The organism is Mesorhizobium sp. (assembly GCF_017306585.1).
Classification (GTDB): Bacteria; Pseudomonadota; Alphaproteobacteria; order Rhizobiales; family Rhizobiaceae; genus Mesorhizobium.
On the sequence record NZ_JAFKIC010000115.1, the window covers coordinates 34,970 to 53,719 of the forward strand.

General features: G+C 64.5%; 16 protein-coding genes. 7 read left to right on the top strand and 9 right to left on the bottom strand.

Annotation, left to right across the window (positions count from 1 at the left end):
- Positions 1-24: 24 nt before the first annotated feature.
- The 3 genes from J0I79_RS07910 to J0I79_RS07920 all read right to left on the bottom strand — a co-directional run bounded on the left by J0I79_RS07910 (position 25) and on the right by J0I79_RS07920 (position 3,178).
- On the bottom strand, positions 25-1,008 hold the full coding sequence (locus J0I79_RS07910; RefSeq protein WP_292856273.1) for a glycosyltransferase family 10 fucosyltransferase: 984 nt from the start codon (positions 1,006-1,008) through the stop codon (positions 25-27).
- Positions 1,009-1,103: 95 nt separating this feature from the next.
- A complete protein-coding gene (locus J0I79_RS07915; RefSeq protein WP_292856274.1) occupies positions 1,104-1,679 on the bottom strand; it encodes a DUF1349 domain-containing protein in 576 nt (191 codons plus the stop codon).
- A gap of 59 nt (positions 1,680-1,738) precedes the next feature.
- A complete protein-coding gene (locus J0I79_RS07920; RefSeq protein WP_292856275.1) occupies positions 1,739-3,178 on the bottom strand; it encodes an aldehyde dehydrogenase family protein in 1,440 nt (479 codons plus the stop codon).
- A gap of 275 nt (positions 3,179-3,453) precedes the next feature.
- Here J0I79_RS07920 and J0I79_RS07925 point away from each other — a divergent pair, with 275 nt between their 5' ends.
- The 7 genes from J0I79_RS07925 to J0I79_RS07955 all read left to right on the top strand — a co-directional run bounded on the left by J0I79_RS07925 (position 3,454) and on the right by J0I79_RS07955 (position 12,594).
- Complete coding sequence (locus tag J0I79_RS07925) at positions 3,454-4,113, top strand: TetR/AcrR family transcriptional regulator (RefSeq protein WP_292856276.1); 660 nt, start codon at positions 3,454-3,456, stop codon at positions 4,111-4,113.
- Between the two features lie 190 nt (positions 4,114-4,303).
- A complete protein-coding gene (locus J0I79_RS07930; RefSeq protein WP_292856277.1) occupies positions 4,304-6,715 on the top strand; it encodes an FAD-dependent oxidoreductase in 2,412 nt (803 codons plus the stop codon).
- Between the two features lie 81 nt (positions 6,716-6,796).
- Complete coding sequence (locus tag J0I79_RS07935) at positions 6,797-8,050, top strand: sarcosine oxidase subunit beta (protein ID WP_292856278.1); 1,254 nt, start codon at positions 6,797-6,799, stop codon at positions 8,048-8,050.
- A 78-nt stretch (positions 8,051-8,128) separates the two neighbouring features.
- The gene (locus J0I79_RS07940; protein WP_292856279.1) at positions 8,129-8,395 is read left to right on the top strand and encodes a sarcosine oxidase subunit delta; all 267 of its coding nucleotides are present in this window, start codon (positions 8,129-8,131) and stop codon (positions 8,393-8,395) included.
- Positions 8,392-11,277, top strand: a complete 2,886-nt coding sequence (locus tag J0I79_RS07945; RefSeq protein ID WP_292856280.1) for a sarcosine oxidase subunit alpha family protein — start codon at positions 8,392-8,394, stop codon at positions 11,275-11,277. The genes J0I79_RS07940 and J0I79_RS07945 overlap by 4 nt, the downstream gene beginning before the upstream one ends.
- Positions 11,270-11,809: a sarcosine oxidase subunit gamma family protein gene (locus J0I79_RS07950; protein WP_292856281.1), complete on the top strand. Its 540-nt coding sequence runs from the start codon at positions 11,270-11,272 to the stop codon at positions 11,807-11,809. The genes J0I79_RS07945 and J0I79_RS07950 overlap by 8 nt, the downstream gene beginning before the upstream one ends.
- A 110-nt stretch (positions 11,810-11,919) precedes the next feature.
- The gene (locus J0I79_RS07955) at positions 11,920-12,594 is read left to right on the top strand and encodes a helix-turn-helix domain-containing protein (protein ID WP_292856282.1); all 675 of its coding nucleotides are present in this window, start codon (positions 11,920-11,922) and stop codon (positions 12,592-12,594) included.
- 44 nt (positions 12,595-12,638) lie between these two features.
- Here the strand turns inward: J0I79_RS07955 and J0I79_RS07960 are convergent, their stop codons facing one another.
- From J0I79_RS07960 to J0I79_RS07985, 6 genes are all read right to left on the bottom strand, one after another.
- Entirely contained in the window at positions 12,639-13,757 is a 1,119-nt protein-coding gene (locus tag J0I79_RS07960) for an epoxide hydrolase family protein (RefSeq protein ID WP_292856283.1), read from the bottom strand.
- Between the two features lie 294 nt (positions 13,758-14,051).
- On the bottom strand, positions 14,052-14,537 hold the full coding sequence (locus tag J0I79_RS07965) for a hypothetical protein (RefSeq protein ID WP_137929145.1): 486 nt from the start codon (positions 14,535-14,537) through the stop codon (positions 14,052-14,054).
- 106 nt (positions 14,538-14,643) lie between these two features.
- Entirely contained in the window at positions 14,644-15,204 is a 561-nt protein-coding gene (gene msuE / locus J0I79_RS07970; protein WP_292856284.1) for an FMN reductase, read from the bottom strand.
- 66 nt (positions 15,205-15,270) lie between these two features.
- Positions 15,271-16,518: an SfnB family sulfur acquisition oxidoreductase gene (locus tag J0I79_RS07975; RefSeq protein WP_292856285.1), complete on the bottom strand. Its 1,248-nt coding sequence runs from the start codon at positions 16,516-16,518 to the stop codon at positions 15,271-15,273.
- A 24-nt stretch (positions 16,519-16,542) separates the two neighbouring features.
- The gene (locus J0I79_RS07980; protein WP_292856286.1) at positions 16,543-17,334 is read right to left on the bottom strand and encodes an ABC transporter ATP-binding protein; all 792 of its coding nucleotides are present in this window, start codon (positions 17,332-17,334) and stop codon (positions 16,543-16,545) included.
- A 66-nt stretch (positions 17,335-17,400) separates the two neighbouring features.
- Positions 17,401-18,738: an ABC transporter substrate-binding protein gene (locus J0I79_RS07985; RefSeq protein WP_292856287.1), complete on the bottom strand. Its 1,338-nt coding sequence runs from the start codon at positions 18,736-18,738 to the stop codon at positions 17,401-17,403.
- Positions 18,739-18,750 lie beyond the last annotated feature (12 nt).

Genomic DNA, 18,750 nt, shown 5'->3' on the forward strand with positions numbered 1-18,750 from the left:
GCGTTCCAGCGGCGTTGCGCTCTGTCAGAACCGCTTCCGCCAGCGCTGCAGCCTTGTGCGCAGGAAGGCTTTCGGCCCAAACGGCAGTGAAGGTAAGCGCGCCCGGCGGTTGTCTGCTTTTTGCAGGCGCTGATGCACCAGTTGCGCCAGGCGGCACATGGTCGGCGTGTCGAACCCGCCAAGCCAGCCGGCAAGCCGCGTCGGCAAGGGCTTTGAGCGCCAGGCGAAATAGGCTTCATAGGCCTGCGGCGTCTCGAGGAGATGGCGAAGGTAGGCGGCAAGGTCGGCCGGCGTGGCGAAGGACGCGGCGTCGATGAAGGAATGCTCGGGCACGAATTCGGCGACATTGGGAGCGCCAAGATAGACCGGCACCGTACCGGCAAGCAGCGGATCGAACATCTTTTCGGTCACGTAGTCCGGCGCGATCGAATTCTCCAGCGCCAGGCAGAAGGCGTAGCGGCCGATCGTCTCGATCTTCGTCCTGCGGCCGAGGTCGGGGCCATCGAGTTGCCGGTTCGGCCGATGTCGCCCATAGCAGTCGACACCTATGTGTCGGGACAGTTCGGTAATGAACGCACCGCGGCCGCTTCGGTCGATGCCGGAAGATTGAAAGTGCACGGCAGGCGCGGCTTCCGTCTTCAACAGCACCGGATCTGCCCGTGCCGCCTCCCACAGGCGAATACCCGGGAGATAGGGGACCCAGACGTCCGATCCGGCTTCATAGGTCATGGTGATGTCGAAATGCCTCATGAACCGAGGATCGGCCATCAAAGGATAGTTCTGCCGACTCTCCATCGACCACGCGACCCAGTCCTGGCCGGGATATTTGCGGGCATCGCCGATCTCGCGGAAATCCGGAAGGTGAAAGACCACCGCCGTGGCTTCGGCGATCCGCCGCCGGTCATTGGTCCATGCCACTGGCGGCGCGCAATCCGGTATGGCCGCGATGTCGACGGGCCTGCCGAAGTAGGATGTGTAAAAGAGGATGAGCGGATCGGTGGACGGCATGAAGACCGGCAACTCCAGGCACGCAAGCCCGCCTGTTCTATGCCAGTCTTCACGCTTGCGGAAGGACGGCCGCTCGCAGCGGCCGACGTCGCGTCTCAGTCGTGCAGGTCCCGTGCGATCGGCGGGCCTACGGAAAATCCGGAGAACGTGACCTCGAACCCCTCGCGCTGCGGCGAGCAGCACGTCATGCCGACATCGACCGTCTTCGAGATCGGGAAATAGGCGAGGCGCACCGGCTTCCAGCGGCCGTCCGCAGCATCGAGATACTGGACGCGGATCGCCTCGCCGTGCCGGGTCAGCCGGATCCTGACTCCGTCCGGCCCGGCGTGAATGGCCACCAGCGACCAGTCCGAAGTGTCGTTGGTGACGACGACGGAGAAATAGGCAAGGCCGTCCGTGTATTCGATGCCGGCCTTGATCCAGTGCGTCTCGCTCAGCCGGACCATGAGACCGGCCTGGTCGTAGAGCACCCTGTAGTCGCCCTTGACGGTGACTTCCGCGGTGAAATCGCCTTCGACCGGACGATGCAGGAAATGACCATTGTCGCGCCAGAAGCCATAAAAGGTCTCGCGCCAGAAATCGGTCTCCTTGCCGGTGCGCACACGCACGGCATCGCCCTCGACAGCATGGTGCGGCGGCGGGTTGAGCCAGGTCAGGTTCTGCAATGTCATCGCTTCGCGCCTATCCGGTCCGATGATGGAGGTTCGCCGGCCCGAAGGCCGGCGGTTGATCAGCCCGCGAATGTATAGGCGGTCTTGACCGTGGTGTAGAACTCCATGGCGTAGCGGCCCTGTTCGCGCGGGCCGTAGCTCGAGCCCTTGCGCCCGCCGAAGGGCACATGGAAGTCGACGCCCGCCGTTGGCAGGTTGACCATCACCATGCCAGCCTCGGAGTTGCGCTTGAAATGGGTGGCGTGCTTGAGGCTCGTGGTGCAGATGCCCGACGTCAGCCCGAACTGCGTGTCGTTGGCGACGGCAAGCGCCTCGTCGTAATCTCTGACGCGGATGACGCTGGCAACCGGCCCGAAAATCTCCTCGCGCGACGAACGCATGGAATTGGTGGCCTGCGTCAGCAGCGCCGGCTGCAGGTAGAAGCCCGGCGTCTTGCGGTCGAGGCGCTCGCCGCCGAAGGCGAGCGTAGCGCCTTCCCTGACGCCGATGGCGATATAGTCCTCGTCCTGCTGCAACTGGGTCGCGTCGACGACCGGGCCGATCTGGGTCTGCGCGTCGAGCGCATCGCCGATGACCAGCTTGCTCATGCGATCCTTGAGGGCATCAACGAAGCGGTCATGAATGCCGTCGGTCACGATCAGCCTGGAGGAAGCCGTGCAGCGCTGGCCGGAGGAGAAGAAGGCGCCGTTGAGGGCGCAGTCGACTGCGACCGCGAGATCGGCATCGTCGAGCACGACCAGCGGGTTCTTGCCGCCCATTTCAAGCTGGAACTTGCGCATGTGTTCGACGCTTGCCGCAGCGACGCGTTTTCCCGTGCCGACCGAACCGGTGAAGGTGATGGCATTGACGTCGGGACTGTCGAGCATCGCCTGACCGACCACAGAACCCTTACCCATGACGAGATTGAGCACGCCCTTGGGCAGGCCGGCGCGATGCAGGATGTCGACGATGGTCCAGGCGCTTTCGGGAACGAGTTCCGCCGGCTTGAAGACGATGGTGTTGCCATGCGCCAGGGCCGGGGCGATCTTCCAGGCCGGAATGGCGATGGGGAAATTCCATGGCGTGATGATGCCGACCACGCCAACCGCCTCACGCGTGATCTCGACGCCGACGCCCGGCCGCACGCTGGGCACGATTTCCCCTGACAGGCGCAATGTTTCACCAGCGAAAAAGTCGAATATCTGGGCGGCGCGGATGGTCTCGCCAATGCCCTCGGCCAGCGTCTTGCCTTCCTCGCGCGCCAGGTTGCGGCCGATCTCGTCCTTGCGCGCCGTGATCTCGTCGGCAGCCTTCTTCAGCACCGCGTGGCGGGCCAGCGGGCCGGAACGGGACCATGCCGGAAAAGCCGCCTTGGCGGCGGCGATCGCCTGCCTGGCCTGCTCGGCACCGGCCGAGGCGTATTCGCCGACCACGTCGCCTGTGTCCGAGGGGTTGATGTTGCGGGAGCCGGCATCGCCGACCCATTCGCCGTCGATCAGGTTCTTTCGAAGCAGAGCCATGTCCTCGTCTTTCCTGCTGGGTGGCTGCCTGGCGGCATCTTTCGAATTTGGTATTTGCCAGACAAATGGCCCGCGGGAAAGCACGCACTGGCGGCGCCGGCGCGACAAAAATCCCCGGGGTTGCCCGCAAGCCAATTGTAGCGGCGCCGTGAACTCCCCGACGGTCAACCGCCGGCTAACATCGCGAAAGCTGATCCAAGCCCAGGCGAATTGCTCTGTACAGAATATGTACAGTGCCTTGATTTGCCCGATCGGGCGTGTCATGCGTGATGCCGATGGCAGCAATCGAACCGACGATCCCGCGCGCCGGCGCCACCGGCAACATCAAGGCCACTCGCGAAGACTGGCTGAACCTGGCGCTCGAAACATTGATCTCGGACGGCGTGGAACGTGTCCGGGTGTTGACGCTCGGCCAGCAGCTCGACGTCTCGCGTTCCAGCTTCTACTGGTACTTCAAGAGCCGCCAGGACCTGCTCGACCAGTTGCTGGACCACTGGCGGCAGACCAACACGCGGTTCATCGTCGAGCGCGCCGGGCGGCCTTCCGCGACGGTCGTCCGTGGCGTGATGAGCATTTTCGAATGCTGGGTCGACGAAAGGCTGTTCGATCCCCGGCTCGATTTCGCGATCAGGGCGTGGGCTCGCCGCTCCCCCGCCACAAGACGCGCGCTCGACGAGGCCGACGACGAGCGCGTAAATGCCATCCGCGACATGTTCATGCGGCATGGCTATGATGAGGAAGACGCGTTCGTGCGGGCCCGCGTCCTCTATTTCATGCAGATCGGCTATTATTCGCTCGAACTCAACGAGACGATGAGCAGCCGCCTCACGCATGTCGCCGCCTATCTGCGCAGCTTCACCGGCGTGGACCCCTCCCCCGAGGACGTCGCCGACTTCTCGCGCTATGTCGAGACGACGCTCTCCGGCAAGCGGTGAACGCAGCCCTCTGAACGCGTTGCATCAGACCCGATCCGCGCGGCTCGTTTGAGCGGGTCGGCGGCCTCTGTACGCATCTTTCGTCCACCCACAGCCAACATACAGCCTTGCTCTATACCAAACTGGCAATGTACTGGACACATATGTACAATGCCAGTAAGTTGGGCCCATCACCGGATGGAGTGCGAGCATGAAATCGCAATACAGGGCGATCGTTATCGGCGGCGGCGTGGTTGGAGCCTCGGTGCTCTATCACCTGGCCAAGTTCGGCTGGAGCGATGTCGCGCTGATCGAACGCGAGGTGCTGACCGCGGGGTCGAGCTGGCACGCGGCAGGCGGCTTTCATGCCTTGAACGCCGATCCCAACATCGCCGCTCTACAGGCCTATACGATCGACCTTCTGTCGGAGGTCGAGAAGGAATCGGGCCAGAACATCGGCATGCACATGACCGGCGGCATCTCGGTCGCGTCGGCGCCGGAGCGCTGGGAATGGCTGAAGGCCTCCTACCGCATCTTCCAGACCATGGGTATCGACGACGTCCATCTGGTCGGCGTCGACGAAATCCGCCAGCGCTGCCCGATCCTCAACACCGACGGCATGCTGGGCGGTCTCTACGCCGAGCGCGAGGGCCATATCGACCCGTCCGGCGTCGTTCATGCCTATGCCAAGGCGGCCAGGAAGCGCGGCGCCGATATCATCGAGCACAATCGCGTGCTGGAGCTCAACCGCCGCGCCGACGGCAGCTGGGACGTGGTGACCGAGAAAGGCACTGTGGTGGCCGAGCATGTCGTCAATGCCGGCGGCCTGTGGGCCAAGCAGGTCGGCCGCATGGCCGGCATCGACCTGCCGGTGTCGCCGATGGAGCATCATTATCTGGTTACCGAGGCGCTGCCGGAGATCCAGGCGCTCAGCCATGAGCTGCCGCTGATCGTCGACCTCGAAGGCTTCACCTATATGCGCCAGGAGCAGAAGGGCCTGCTGCTCGGCATCTACGAAATCAATCACAAGCATTGGAACATGGACGGCGCGCCGTGGAATTACGGCATCGAACTGATCCAGGAGGATACCGACCGCATCGCCAACGAGCTGGCGCTCGGCTTCAGCCGCTATCCTTGCCTTGAGACCGCCGGCATCAAACGCTGGGTGAACGGCGCCTTCACCTTCTCGCCGGACGGCAACCCGCTGGTCGGCCCGGTGCGCGGCGTTCCCAACTACTGGGTGGCCTGCGGCGTCATGGCCGGCTTCCTGCAGGGCGGCGGCGTCGGCAAGTCGCTCGCCGAATGGATGATCCATGGCGAGCCGGAGGCCGACGTCTACGGCATGGACATCGCCCGCTACGGCGACTTCGCCTCCAACCGCGAATACATCAAGCAGACGACGGGGCAATTCTATTCGCGCCGCTTCGTCATGAGCTATCCCAATGAGCAACTGCCGGCTGGGCGGCCGCTGAAGACCGCAGGCGCGCATGACGCCATGGACACCGCGGGCGCGCGCTGGGGCAGTTCCTGGGGCATGGAAGTGCCGCTCTATTTCGCGCCGAAGGGATTCGTCGAAACCCCGACGCTGAAGCGCTCCAACGCGTTCGACATCGTCGCCAACGAATGCCGCAAGGTGCGCGAAGGCGTCGGCCTGCTCGATATCACCGCCTTCTCGCGCTACGAGGTCAGCGGTCCACGGGCGCAAGCGTGGCTCGACCGGCTGCTTGCCTGTGCGCTGCCCAAGCCCGGCCGCGCGAAACTTGCCCCGATGCTGGGCGAGAACGGCAAGCTCAAGGGCGACCTCACCGTCTTCAACTGGGGAGACGGGACGTGGTGGATCATGGGATCCTACTATCTGCGGCAGTGGCATATGCGCTGGTTCGAAAAGCACCTCGCCGACGGCGTTGCCGTGCGCGACATTTCGGACGCGGTCGGGGGCTTCTCGCTGGCCGGCCCCAATGCGCGAAAGCTGCTCGAACGGCTGACCTATCAAGATGTTTCACACAAAGCCTTCGGCTTCCTCGCCTGCCAGACGCTGGATGTCGGCCTGGTGCGGGCCAAGGTCGGCCGGCTCTCGGTCATCGGCGAGCTCGGCTACGAAATCCATTGCCAGGCAAGCGAGCATGCCGGCCTGCGGCGCGCGCTGCTTGGCGCGGGCAGCGACCTTGGTGTTACGGAATACGGTTTCGGCGCGGTGAATTCGCTGCGGCTCGAAAAGAGTTTCGGCATCTGGTCACGTGAGTTCATGCAGGATTATACGCCCGCCGAGACCGGCATGGACCGCTGGACCGCCTTCGACAAGGGCGACTTCATCGGCCGCGAGGCGGCCCTGAGGGAGCGGAAGGCCGGATCGAAGCGCACGCTGGTGACGCTCGAAATCGATGCCGACGACGCCGATGCCAGCGGTTATGAGCCGGTGTGGCACAAGGGCAAGCTCGCCGGTTTCGTCACATCGGGCGGCTACGGCCACACTGTGGGCAAGAGCCTTGCCATGGCGCTGGTCGATCGCGATGCCGCCGGCATCGATACTGAGTTGACAACGCATATCGTCGGCGTCGAAAGAGAAGCGCGCGTCATCGCTTCGTCGCCATATGATCCCTTAGGCAAGGCGATGCGGGCGTGACCGGCAAACCGGTGCCATCCCTGCGGAAGACCACGGCATGATCAACGCTCCTTTCCCGAAACCAGGCTTGTCCGTCACGCCATGACCAGACGCTATTCCGCCCTGTCGCTGTTCAAGGAGGGCCTGGCCGGCCAGACCGGCTGGAAGCAGGCCTGGCGTTCGCCGGAGCCGCAATCGTCCTACGATGCAATCGTCATCGGCGGCGGCGGCCACGGGCTGGCGACGGCCTATTACCTGGCGAAGAATCACAACATCGCCAGGGTCGCGGTGCTGGAAAAGGGCTGGATCGGCGGCGGCAACACCGGCCGCAACACGACGGTGGTGCGCTCCAACTACTATTACCCGGAAAGCGTCGAGCTCTATGGGTTGGCGCACCGGCTCTATGAGGGCCTGTCGAAGGACTTGAACTACAACGTCATGCTGTCGCAGCGCGGCATGGTCAATCTCTGCCACTCGACGGCAGAGATGGAGGTCGGCGCGCGCACCGTCAATGCCATGCAGATCAACGGCATCGATGCCGAGCTGTTTTCGCCCGAGGACGTACGCCGGGTGGCGCCGATCTACAATTTCTCCCCGGATGCGCGCTTTCCCGTCTTCGGCGGCATCTGGCAGGGCCGCGCCGGCACGGCCCGCCACGACGCCGTCGCCTGGGGCTATGCGCGTGCGGCAAGCCGGCTCGGCGTCGACATCATCCAGAATTGCGAGATATCAGATTTCATCATCGAGGGCGGCCGCTGCCGTGGTGTCCAGACGACGCGCGGCGCGATCCGTTCCGAACGGATCGGCATGGCTGTGGCCGGCCACTCCTCAATGCTGGCGGCCAAGGCGGGGTTCCGGTTGCCGATCAATTCCTACGCGCTGCAGGCCTGCGTGTCCGAGCCGGTGAAACCGATCCTCGACACGGTCGTGCTGTCGCCTGGCACCGGCGTTTATGTCAGCCAGTCGGACAAGGGCGAGATCGTCATCGGCGGCGGGCTCGACCGCATCCCGTCCTATGCGCAGCGCGGCAATCTGCCGACGCTGGAGACTGTCATTGCCGGTCTGCTGGAAATGTTCCCGATCTTCGGCCAGTTGAAGCTGATGCGGCAATGGGCCGGGATCGTCGATGTCGTGCCGGATTCCTCGCCGATCATCGGGGAATCGCCATTGCCCAATTTGTTCCTCAATTGCGGCTGGGGCACGGGCGGCTTCAAGGCGATCCCCGCCGGCGGCACGCTGCTGGCGAACCTGCTGGCCACCGGCAAGCACAACGACATCAGCCGTCCGTTCGATCTCGACCGCTTCGCCAGTGGGCGATTGATCGACGAAGCGGCCGGCTCCGGCATCGCGCATTAATGCATGTCGCCCAAAAGTGTGCAGCGGTTTTGGGGTAACGACATGCATCATGCACAAAGATAGAATCCAGAGGCAATCATGCAGCTCTTCCCTTGCCCGTTCTGCGGCCCGCGCGACGAGACCGAATTCCACTATGGCGGCGATGCCGGCAATGCCAGGCCGGACGGTGCCGATGTGCCGGTCGATCGCTGGACGAACTATCTCTACCTCAGGAGCAATCCGAAAGGTGCTGCGCGCGAGGTCTGGGTGCATATGAACTGCGGCGAGTTCTTCGTCATGGAACGCGATACGCTGACTCACAAGGTGCTCTCCTCGGCCGACCTCGGCGGAGGGCATGCGGCATGACCGCATCACGTCTCACAAGAGGCGGGAGTGCCATAGACCGCACGCGGCCGATCCGCTTCAGCTTCGACGGCGCGACCGTCGAGGGATTTGCCGGCGACACCATCGCCTCGGCACTGCTTGCCAATGACGTCGCGATCGTCGGGCGCTCCTTCAAATATCACCGGCCGCGCGGTATCTGGGGCGCCGGCGTAGAGGAGCCCAACGCGCTGGTCGATATTAGCGGCGAGCGGACGACGCCCAACACGCGCGCCACCACCGAGCCGGCGCGCGAAGGACTGGAGACAAGAAGCGTCAACGCCACGCCCAGCGCGCTGGCGGACCGTAACGCCTTTCTCGACCGCTTCGCGCGCTTCATTCCGGCGGCGTTCTACTACAAGACCTTCATGTGGCCGGATTGGCACATGTTCGAGCCGCGCATCCGCGCTATGGCAGGCCTCGGCAAGGTCGATGCCGGCTGGACTTCGCCGGACACGGCGGACCAGGTCAACCATCACTGCGACGTGCTGGTGGTTGGCGCCGGCCCGGCGGGACTGGCAGCGGCGAGACTGGCGGCCGGCGCGGGTCTGTCCGTCACCCTGGTCGACGACCAGCAGAGGCCTGGCGGCTCGCTCGGTCACCGGGACGGCGAGATCGACGGCAGGCCGGCTTCGGTCTGGGCCGAAGAGACGGTGGCGGCGCTTGTCGCCGACGGCCATAAGGTCCTGCCTTCGACTACCGCCTTCGGAATCTATGACCACAACCTGGTCGGATTGAACCAGCGCCATTTCGACGGCCGGCCGGACACGCTGTGGCGGGTCAGGCCGCGCCGGATCGTGCTGGCGACAGGCGCGATAGAGCGCCCCTTGCCTTTCGCCAACAACGACCTTCCCGGCATCCTGTCGGCGGATGCGGGGCTGAGCTACCTCAAGCGGCATGCGGTGCTGGCCGGCCGCCGCATCGTCGTCGCCACAAACAATGATAGCGCCTATGAAGTGGCGCAGGCTGTTGTCGAGGCCGGCGCCGATGTCACGCTTGTCGATATCAGGCGCGACGGCGCGCCCGCCCTGCCCGCCAAGGTGCGGACGATCAAAGGACGCGCGCTCGCCTCCGCAAGCGGCAGGCTGCGCGTCGAAGGCGTCACGCTGGACGACGGCACCAAACTTGAGGCCGACTGCGTGCTGGTCTCGGGCGGCTGGACGCCGACTATCCATCTGTTCTGCCACGCCAAGGGCAAGCTCGCGTGGAGCGAGGCGCGCGCCGCCTTCCTGCCGGGCGATCCCGTCGACGGGATCGCGGTTGCCGGCGCCGCCGCCGGCGCGGTCTCCCTGTCGGACGTCTTCGCCAGCGCCGAGAAAGCCATTGCCGCATCCGGGCCGACGAAGGTGACCGTGCCGCGCAGCACCGGGCCGGAGGCGACAGGCGGTATCAGCGCCGCATGGCCCAAGCCCGGTTCGAAAGGGCGGATCTGGATCGACTACCAGAACGACGTGACGGTGAAGGACGTCGAACTGGCGGCGCGCGAGAACTTCGTCTCGGTCGAGCATCTGAAGCGCTACACCACGCTCGGCATGGCGACCGACCAGGGCAAGACCTCCAACCTGCCCGGCCTGGCACTGATGGCCGGCATTACCGGCCGCACCGTGCCGGAGGTCGGCACCACCACCTACCGGCCGCCCTTCACGCCGGTGCCGCTGGCGAGCTTTGCCGGCGCGCGCGCCGGGGCGTTGATGGCGCCCGTGCGGCGGCTGCCGCTGGAGAATGTCCATCGCGAAAGCGGCGCGGTGTTCCAGGAATATGGCGGCTGGCTGCGGCCTGCCCATTATGGCGGGGCCGGAGCCGACGCGGATCGCTCGATCGCGGATGAGGCGCGGCGCGCCCGCCAGTCGGTGGCGCTGTTCGACGGCTCGACGCTGGGCAAGATCGAGGTGATCGGCCCGAAGGCCGCCGAGTTCGTCGATTTCCTCTACTACAACACCATGTCGACGCTGAAGCCGGGCCGTTGCCGCTACGGCTTCATGCTTTCGGAAAACGGCGTGGTCTTCGACGACGGCGTGCTGGTGCGGCTGGACGAGCACCGCTTCGTGGTGTCCTGCTCGTCCTCGCATGTGGCGGCCGTGCACGCCCGCCTGGAGGAATGGCGCCAGGACCGCTTTGGCCGTGAGGCGATCTATATCCACAATGCCACTTCGGAGATGGCGACGCTGACGGTATCCGGACCGAATGCCAGAAAACTGCTCGAAACAGTCGGTCTCGGCCTCTCGCTGGACGAGGCCGACCTGCCGCATATGGCGGTCAGCCACGGCACTTATGCCGGCGACGAGGTCCGCATCGCCCGCGTTAGCTTCACGGGCGACAGAAGTTACGAAATCTCGATCCGCGCCGATCGCGCCGAGCCGCTCTGGGCGCATCTGCGCGAGGCCGGCAAGGCTTTCGATGCCGTTCTCATCGGCCTGGAAGCGTTGATGATCCTGCGCGCCGAAAAGGGCTTCATCGTCATCGGCAAGGACACGGACGGCACGACGCTGCCGCACGACCTGGGCAGCGAAGGACCCCGTGCCAAGCGCCAGACCGAATATGTCGGCCGCCGCTCGCTGTTCACGCAGGAGGCCTCGCGAAACAACCGCCTGCAGCTTGTCGGCCTGACAGTGCCATCCGGCGAGCCGCCGCTGGCGACCGGCGCGCATGGCATCAAACGAGGCGATGGCAGACTGCACAGCCAAGGCTTCGTCACCTCGAGCTACCAGAGCCCGACGCTTGGCCGGCCCATCGCGCTCGGCCTGATCGAGCGAGGTGCTGCCCGTCATGGCGAGACGATCGAAATCCAGCATCTCGGCAAGATCAGCAGCGCGACGATCGCCGCGCCCTGCGCCTTCGACCAGGCGGGAGACCGGCTCCATGCGTGACCTAGCGGAAAAATGGCCCATCGCGCCTGACTGGCGAAGCGCCGCGATCGAAGTGACTGGTCTGAAGATCAGGCCGGTGTCGGGGTTACACCAGCGGCTGGTCAGCGGCGATCTCGGCGCATGGGCCGAGGCATCCGGCTTCGATGGGACGGTCGTCGGCGCATTCGGCCCGGCCGAGGGCATACGCTACTCCATTCGCGTGGCGCGAGACCGCGTCCTTGCGGTATCCACCACGCCCATCGGCATGGCCACGGGCTGGTTCGCCCAAGGTTTCGCGGTGACGGAGATCAGCGCCGGGCTGCAGGTGTTCGAAGTCGAGGGCGCCGCGCTCGATGCTTTCATCGCGCGCGCCACGACACTTGATCCGAACCAGCCGAGCGCGAGCGCGGCCCTATCCTTCGCCGGCATCAGCGCTTTCGTCTACCGCCACGAGGGCAAGCTGCGCATCCATGTCGATCGTGGCCTCGCCGGCTATCTCTGGACCTGGATGGAAAAGGCCTCAGGCAACATTTCCGTCGGACCAAGCAGCTAGCCGACACGATACCGGCGCGGGCGATCCCTGTTCCCGGTCGAGAGAAGATGCTTTCATGCCCGTGGGGGCGATGACAGGCCGTCGCCCCTATACAGGAGCAATTGCCGATCATGGCGCAAAAGCATACGAGCCGGTCATCGCCCCATCCCTGGATCGACACGGTCTGGCAAACCGTGTGTTTGAGCGACGGCATCTATAAATCAACGCCTGACGGTTCGTGGGACCTGATCCTCAGCGTCGCGCCGGATGGCCGATCCGCGGTCTTCTTGAGCGGTCAGGCAACCGAGCCTGTCGAGGTGCCATATGTCGAAGGCGAACACTCTGTCGTCATCTCCTTTGCCGCCCATGTCTATCTGGCGCATGACCGGCAGGTGCGAACCGGCGCGGCGATCCGTTTCCTGGACGTGAGGGAAGACAGATTCCTGTTGGACGGCGTGGAGCTGCCATTACCGACGTTCCTCGACGCCGAAACCCTTGTCGACCAGATGATCGCGGCAGGGCTGCTCCTGTCCGACGACGTCGTGGCGAGGGCTTTCACCGAGCAGCCAAAGGCTGCCTCCAAGCGCTCGGTGCAGGGGCATTTCAAGAACACCACCGGAATTACGCAGAAGGATTTTCAGGTGATCCGCCGCGCCCAGGAGGCGGTGCGGCGGCTCAAGGCCGGCCAAAGCGGCGCGGCGGTGGCTTTCGACCTGGGCTATACGGACCAACCGCACATGATCAGATCCATAAAGAAGATAATGGGGTCGTTGCCGTCGAACCTGGACGCCGTCCACAAGATCTGACGCCGGTCGAAAATTCGCCCGGCGTCGAATGGCTCAGGGTTACCCTATTTCGCGACAAGGGCGGCGAACTGCCTGATGTCCTCGACAAAGAAAGCGGGATCCTCCCAGGCGGCGAAATGACCCGCCTTTTCCATATCGTGAAACTGGACGACATTTCCCGAAGTCTGGCGATCCGCCCACGCACGGGGCAAGCGGACACCGCCGGGGATAGGCGCTTCCGTCGCCACCGCCACCGGCACGCCGGTGTTCCTGCCCTTGATCGTCGCCGGCTGCATGGCGTTCTGACTGTAGATGCGGAAGGACGAGGCGGCCGTTTCCGTCAGCCAGTAGATCATGATGTTGGTCAACAGCTCGTCGCGGCCAAATCTGGCATCCGCTTCACCGCCGACGCCCATTCCGGCCATGAAGCTCATGATCCATGCCGCAAGTCCGACCGGCGAGTCGTTCATGGCGAAGGCAAGGCTCTGCGGCTTTGTGGCCTGGACCAGATTGAAGGCGCCATGGGCGAAGAACCATTGCTGGATCGCCCCGGCATAGGCCTGTTCCGGACCGCTGAGCGCTCCGAAATCCGTGGTGTGATCGGGGTAGCCAACATCGGTCAGATGGGAACCGACAAGCTTGTCGGGATGGCGCTGCGCCAGCGACATGGCGATCACCGACCCGAGATCGCCTCCCGCCACGATGAAGCGGTCGTAGCCCAGGACATCATTCATCAGCCGGGCAAGCATGTCGGCCACCTTGTCGGCAGGCAGGGCCGTCTTCCCGGAAAAGCCGGTCCCCGGAATGGACGGCACGACAACATGAAATTGCTCAGCCAGCGCGCCCACCACCTTGTGATACCGGTAGAAGCTGTCGGGCCAGCCGTGAAGCAGGAGGAGTGCCGTCGCGCCCTTCTTCGTCGACGGCTGATGCACGAAATGCAGGTCGGTCCCTTCGACGTCGACCTTGTAATTCGGCAAGGCGTTCAGGTCCGCCTCGGCCTTTCGCCAGTCGTACTCATGAAGCCAGTAGTCGGTCAGCTTCTTCATGTAGTCGAGATTCGTTCCGGCCATCCATCCAGCTCCATCGGGCTCATCCGGCCAGCGTGTGTGCCGCAGGCGCGCCTTGAGATCGGCAAGCTGTTCATCGAAAATGGCGATCGTGAATGGTGTGGGCTTGTCCATGGCGGTGTTCTCCCGTGAGGCGGGGCCGCGATTGGCAAGGTCGGGAAATGCTGTTGCCGTCAGGCTTTCGCAAATTCTCGACGGTGCTTGTTCGCGGCTCCTGGTTTGTTCGATGAAGTCAAACTAGGGGAGCCCCGGCGGGACAGATTGTAAATTTGCGCAAATCATCGCGTCAAAGCGCTTGGTAGGCGGTCGCCCTTCTCCTGCGCCTTTGACGTGGGAGGAATGTTCAAGCCGGGTGACGCGGCCTCCGACAGCAGAGGATACCAATGACTGGAAGAGCTGTCGGTTCGCTCAGAGCGTGAACGACCAGAACAGGCATGCCAGCGTCGCCGCGGCGAAGACCACGAAGAACAGGCTGCGCAACAGTATGTTGCGCCGCAATTCGTTCATGACGAAATGACAGCCGACGACCGCCACCGCGAACAGGAACCGCCAGTTCAGCAGCGCGGCCAGAACGCCGCTCTGGCCGAAGGCCCATCTGGCGAGGAGCCCGCCAACGATGGTGGCAAACAGCACGATGACCGTCCAGAAGATCGCGTCGGCGGCATGGGTGAGCACGATGCTCGCGGCCCGGATCGGCAGGATCATCATCAGCAGCGCGCTGAAGAAATAGACGGCGGCCAGCGGGATGAAGGTGGCGGCATCGGCGATGCCGTCGAGGCGCTTCACGCCGAACGCGCCATAGGGATAGCCGTGCCGTGCGACCGCCAGGCTGAGCGCCATGAGCAAAGCCGTCAGCACGGTGACGAGCGCGAAGGTCGTGAGAGCTTTGCTCATGATGTTCCTGTCCAGTGCGAATCAGACAGGAACCGTTTTATCGGGCGCTCGTAAATTGCACGTAAGCGCGACGCGCCCGGGCGGGTTATCGATCACCGCAATATGCCTACTCGGCGGCAATCCTGCCGGCCGAGCGGTTGGCCAGCACGAAGCCGACCTCGTCCACCGCCTGCGATGCGCGCTTCAGGATCGCCTCGGAGCGCAGAGCGCCGTCGGTGAAGTCCTTGTCGGTGGCATAAACGGCGGTCGGCAGCGCAAAGGCCTCGAAGAAGCCGAACAGCGGCCGCAGCTGATGCTCGACGATCAGGGCGTGGCGCTCGCCGCCGCCGGTGGCGGTCAACAGGATCGGCTTTCCACGCAAAGCTGCGGGATCGATCAGGTCGAAGAAGTGCTTGAACAGACCGGTGTAGCTGCCCTTGTAGGTGGGCGAGCCGACCACCAGCACATCTGCCGCCAGAACCTGCCCCAGGATCGCCTGGGCCTGTTCGTCGAGGTCCCTCGCCCATCTGGCCGTGCCCAGCGAGGACCCGACATCCTCGATGTCATAGGTAACAGCCGACAGGCCATGGCGGACGGCTATGTCCCTGGTGACGAGCTCGACGAAGGCGCGCGTCTTGGACGGCCGGGTGACGTTGCCGGAAAAGCCGACGACTGTTGGATTTGACATGGCGATGGGCCTCTTGGAATGGATCGCGGGATGTTGTCGTGGCGGACGTCGCCCGCCACCGAAGACTTAGCTCCAGGCGTGCAGCGGCGGCTTTTCGCCGTTGAGGAAGTACTTGCCGAGAATGGAATACTTCCAGCGTACGGGGTCGTGCAGCGTGTGGGTGCGGGCATTGCGCCAATGCCGGTCGAGATTGTGCTCGGCCAGCGTCGAGCGCGTGCCGGCCAGCTCGAACAGCTTGTTGGTGGCGGCGATGGCGATCTCCGTCGACAGGATCTTCGCCTCGGCGGTGACGATCTGGGCGTGCGCCACCGTCTCGGCCGTCGGTTCCGCCACGGCCTTATCAATGGCGTGGCCGGCCTTTTCCAGCAGCGCCTGTGCCGCGTGCAGGCGCAGCGTGAGGTCGCCGACGGCCTGGATGGTGTAAGGATCATCCCAGGCATTGTCGACGCCGCTGTCGATCCAGGCGCGGCTCCTGGTCCTGACGAAATTGACGGTCTCGTCGATCGCCGCCTGGGCGATGCCGGTGTCCACGGCCACCTGGATGATCTGGAAGATGGCGCCGTCGGCGGTCGGCCTGTCGAAGCCCTTGTAGCCGGGCACCAGATGCGTCTTCGGCACCTTGACGTTGTCGATGATGACGGTGCCCGACAGCGTGGTGCGCTGGCCGAAGCTCGACCAGTCGTCGATGACGGTGAGGCCCGGCGCGCCACGATCGGCGATGGCGTACCAGGCGCGGCCCTGGTCATCGACGGCGACGATCGGCACGAGATGGGCGAGCAGCGCGCCCGACGAATAGAACTTGCGGCCGTTGACGACGACATGGTCGCCGGCATCGGTGAAGCGGGTCTCGAAATCGGCCGCGCGCTTTGAGCCGAATTCGGAGAAGGCGTTGCCGAACCGCGTGCCTTTCAGCACCTCGGCGAACAGCAGCCTCTGCTGGTCGATGTCGGCAACGGTGCGGATGGCGGCGACCACGCCGAGATGGTTCTGGGAGATCTGGCCGATCGAGGAGTCGGCCGCCGAGATGATCTCGACCACCTTGGCAAGCGTCGCGTAGGAGACCTCGGGGCCGCCGAAGGCCTTGGGCACGTTGATCGACCACAAGCCGCTCTGCGAAAAGGCGTCGAGTTCGACAACCGGCCAGATCCGCTCACGGTCACGCTTCGACGACTCCTTGACGAATTCGGCGGCGAGCGCATGGGCAACCGCAATTGCTTCGGCGTCATCCCTGATGATATGCGCCGGCGCCGACGGCCTTGCGACTGGGGGGACGGCGGCGGACGCCTGATCGGTCTTGACGGTCGAGACGGTCATTTCTCTGCTCCTTGAGATTTCGGTTCACACGACGGCATGGAGATGGGTTGAATGGGCAACCGGCGAGGCCTGTTGTCCGAGATAGAAGGCCCTGACGTCCTCGCGCTGGCGCAGATCGGCGGCCGCGCCGGAGAGAACGGAGACGCCGTTTTCGAGCACCGTGGCCTGGTCGGCATATTTGAGCGCGACAGCGGAGTTCTGCTCGGCGACGAGTATGGACAGGCCGGTGTCGCGGTTGAGTTTCCTAAGCGTCTGAAAAATGTCCTGGACGATGAGCGGCGCGAGCCCCATCGACGGTTCATCCAGAACCAGCAGGCGCGGCCGTGACATCAGCGCCCGGCCGATGGCGGTCATCTGCTGCTCGCCGCCCGAGGTCAGCCCGGACAATGTCCGGCGCTTCTCCTTGAGCCGGGGGAAATAGGCGTAGATGCGCTCGAGGTCGGCATTGATCTCGGCGCGGCGGCCGCTGCGGCCTATCCCGCCGGCTACCAGATTGTCCTCGACGGTGAGGCTCTTGAAGCAGTGGCGGCTTTCCAGCACCGGCACCAGTCCGGCGCGCACGAGGTCGCCCGGCGTGCGGCGCGATACGTCCGAGCCGTCATAGCGGATCAAGCCGGAATTGACCTGGCCACGCTCTGCCGGCAACAGGTTGGAGACGGCCTTCAGCGTGGTGGTCTTGCCGGCGCCGTTGGCTCCCAGCAGCGCCAGGATTTCGCCGCGCCTGATCTGGAAGCCGACGCCATGCAGCGCGGTGATGGCATGGTTGTAGGTGGCGTGCACCGCGTCCACGGCAAGGATGATGTCGTCATTGGGCATGGGCTGCTTCCGTGCTCCGTGCAAGCGGGGCGCCGCGGAATATCCGCGGCGCGCCCGTTGCTCCGATCAGTTGGTGGCCACCGCGTCGGCATCCGCGGCGGTGCGCAGCTTGATGCCTTTCTCCTTGGCATAGGCTTCGGCTGATTTCTCGATGATCGGCCGCAGCAGCGCCCAGTCCGGCGCGATCCAGTCGGAGACGACGTTCCACTTCTTGCCGTCCCACTGCTGGAAGGTCACGTAACCCTCGCCTTCATGGTTGTCCCAGCTGACGTTGATGGAGTGGAACAGGTCCTTGGCGCCGAGCGCCTCGACCTTGGCCGGGTCGAGCTTGAGATGTTCGAAGCCCCAGCGCACCTCGTCACCGGTCAGCGTGCGATGGCCGAATTTCTCCTGCGCGACGCGGATTGCCTCGACATTGAGGATGCCGTTGACGATACCGAGATTGTGGTAGACCGAGCCGATGCGCGCCTTGTCTTCCAGGTTGCCCTTGCCGGCGCCATAGACGGTCTTCACGATCTCCTGCACCACCGGATAGGTATTGCCCGAAGCCTGGGTGGTGATGGCGGTGTAGCCCTTGGCGGCATCGCCGGCGGGGATGACGTCCTCTTCCGAGTTCGACCAGACATTGCCGACAATGTGGTCGACGGGATAGCCTACCTTGACCGCCGTCTTCAGGGCCACCGGGTTCATCACGCCCCAGCCGCGCAGGACCACGAAATCGGGCTTGGCACGGCGAATGGTCAGCCATTGCGACTGCTGCTCGTTGCCGGGGTGCGGCACCTCGATCTGCTGAACGGTGAAGCCGTATTTCTGCGCCAGCAGTTCATAGATCGGGATGGTTTCCTTGCCGTAGGGCGAGCCGTGATAGAGCACGACGATCTTCTTGCCCTTCAGCTTGTCGATGCCGCCTTCCTTGGAGGCGATGTAGTTCACGATGCCCGAGGTCTCGCTGTAGGGATTGAGCAGCAGCGGGAAGACATAGGGGAAGACGCGCCCGTCGGTGGAATCGGTCCGGCCATGATTGACCGTGATCAGCGGCACCTTGTCGACGGTGATGCGGTCGATCATGGCATAGGCGATGCCGACCGAGAGCGGGTTCCAGGCCGCGGCGCCGGCGCGGCTCTTCTGGCGCTCGTAGCATTCGACGCCGCGCTCGACCTCGTACTGGGTCTCGCATTCGTCCCAGGTCAGCTTGACGCCGTTGACGCCGCCGTCACGGATGTTGATCAGGTTGAGATAGTCGATGAAGCCGCCGAAAAAGCCGGTGCCGCCGGCCGCATAGGGCCCGACGCGATAGCTCTGCAGCGGAAAATACTGTTCGTCGGCGTGGGCGGCCGGCAGGGCCACCGACACGATCATCGCCGCGGACAGCGCCGCCGCCTTGATTGTGCTCAGGAACGTCATGGTCCGATTACT

Excerpts from the sequence above, each read along its gene's own strand:
- J0I79_RS07960 (WP_292856283.1), bottom strand. The coding sequence starts at position 13,757 with ATGGACAAGCCCACACCATTCACGATCGCCATTTTCGATGAACAGCTT.
- J0I79_RS07945 (WP_292856280.1), top strand. The coding sequence starts at position 8,392 with ATGACCGCATCACGTCTCACAAGAGGCGGGAGTGCCATAGACCGCACG.
- J0I79_RS07925 (WP_292856276.1), top strand. The coding sequence starts at position 3,454 with ATGGCAGCAATCGAACCGACGATCCCGCGCGCCGGCGCCACCGGCAAC.
- J0I79_RS07950 (WP_292856281.1), top strand. The coding sequence starts at position 11,270 with ATGCGTGACCTAGCGGAAAAATGGCCCATCGCGCCTGACTGGCGAAGC.
- J0I79_RS07965 (WP_137929145.1), bottom strand. The coding sequence starts at position 14,537 with ATGAGCAAAGCTCTCACGACCTTCGCGCTCGTCACCGTGCTGACGGCT.
- J0I79_RS07935 (WP_292856278.1), top strand. The coding sequence starts at position 6,797 with ATGACCAGACGCTATTCCGCCCTGTCGCTGTTCAAGGAGGGCCTGGCC.
- J0I79_RS07955 (WP_292856282.1), top strand. The coding sequence starts at position 11,920 with ATGGCGCAAAAGCATACGAGCCGGTCATCGCCCCATCCCTGGATCGAC.
- J0I79_RS07975 (WP_292856285.1), bottom strand. The coding sequence starts at position 16,518 with ATGACCGTCTCGACCGTCAAGACCGATCAGGCGTCCGCCGCCGTCCCC.
- J0I79_RS07910 (WP_292856273.1), bottom strand. The coding sequence starts at position 1,008 with ATGCCGTCCACCGATCCGCTCATCCTCTTTTACACATCCTACTTCGGC.
- J0I79_RS07980 (WP_292856286.1), bottom strand. The coding sequence starts at position 17,334 with ATGCCCAATGACGACATCATCCTTGCCGTGGACGCGGTGCACGCCACC.
- msuE (WP_292856284.1), bottom strand. The coding sequence starts at position 15,204 with ATGTCAAATCCAACAGTCGTCGGCTTTTCCGGCAACGTCACCCGGCCG.
- J0I79_RS07915 (WP_292856274.1), bottom strand. The coding sequence starts at position 1,679 with ATGACATTGCAGAACCTGACCTGGCTCAACCCGCCGCCGCACCATGCT.
- J0I79_RS07930 (WP_292856277.1), top strand. The coding sequence starts at position 4,304 with ATGAAATCGCAATACAGGGCGATCGTTATCGGCGGCGGCGTGGTTGGA.
- J0I79_RS07985 (WP_292856287.1), bottom strand. The coding sequence starts at position 18,738 with ATGACGTTCCTGAGCACAATCAAGGCGGCGGCGCTGTCCGCGGCGATG.
- J0I79_RS07940 (WP_292856279.1), top strand. The coding sequence starts at position 8,129 with ATGCAGCTCTTCCCTTGCCCGTTCTGCGGCCCGCGCGACGAGACCGAA.
- J0I79_RS07920 (WP_292856275.1), bottom strand. The coding sequence starts at position 3,178 with ATGGCTCTGCTTCGAAAGAACCTGATCGACGGCGAATGGGTCGGCGAT.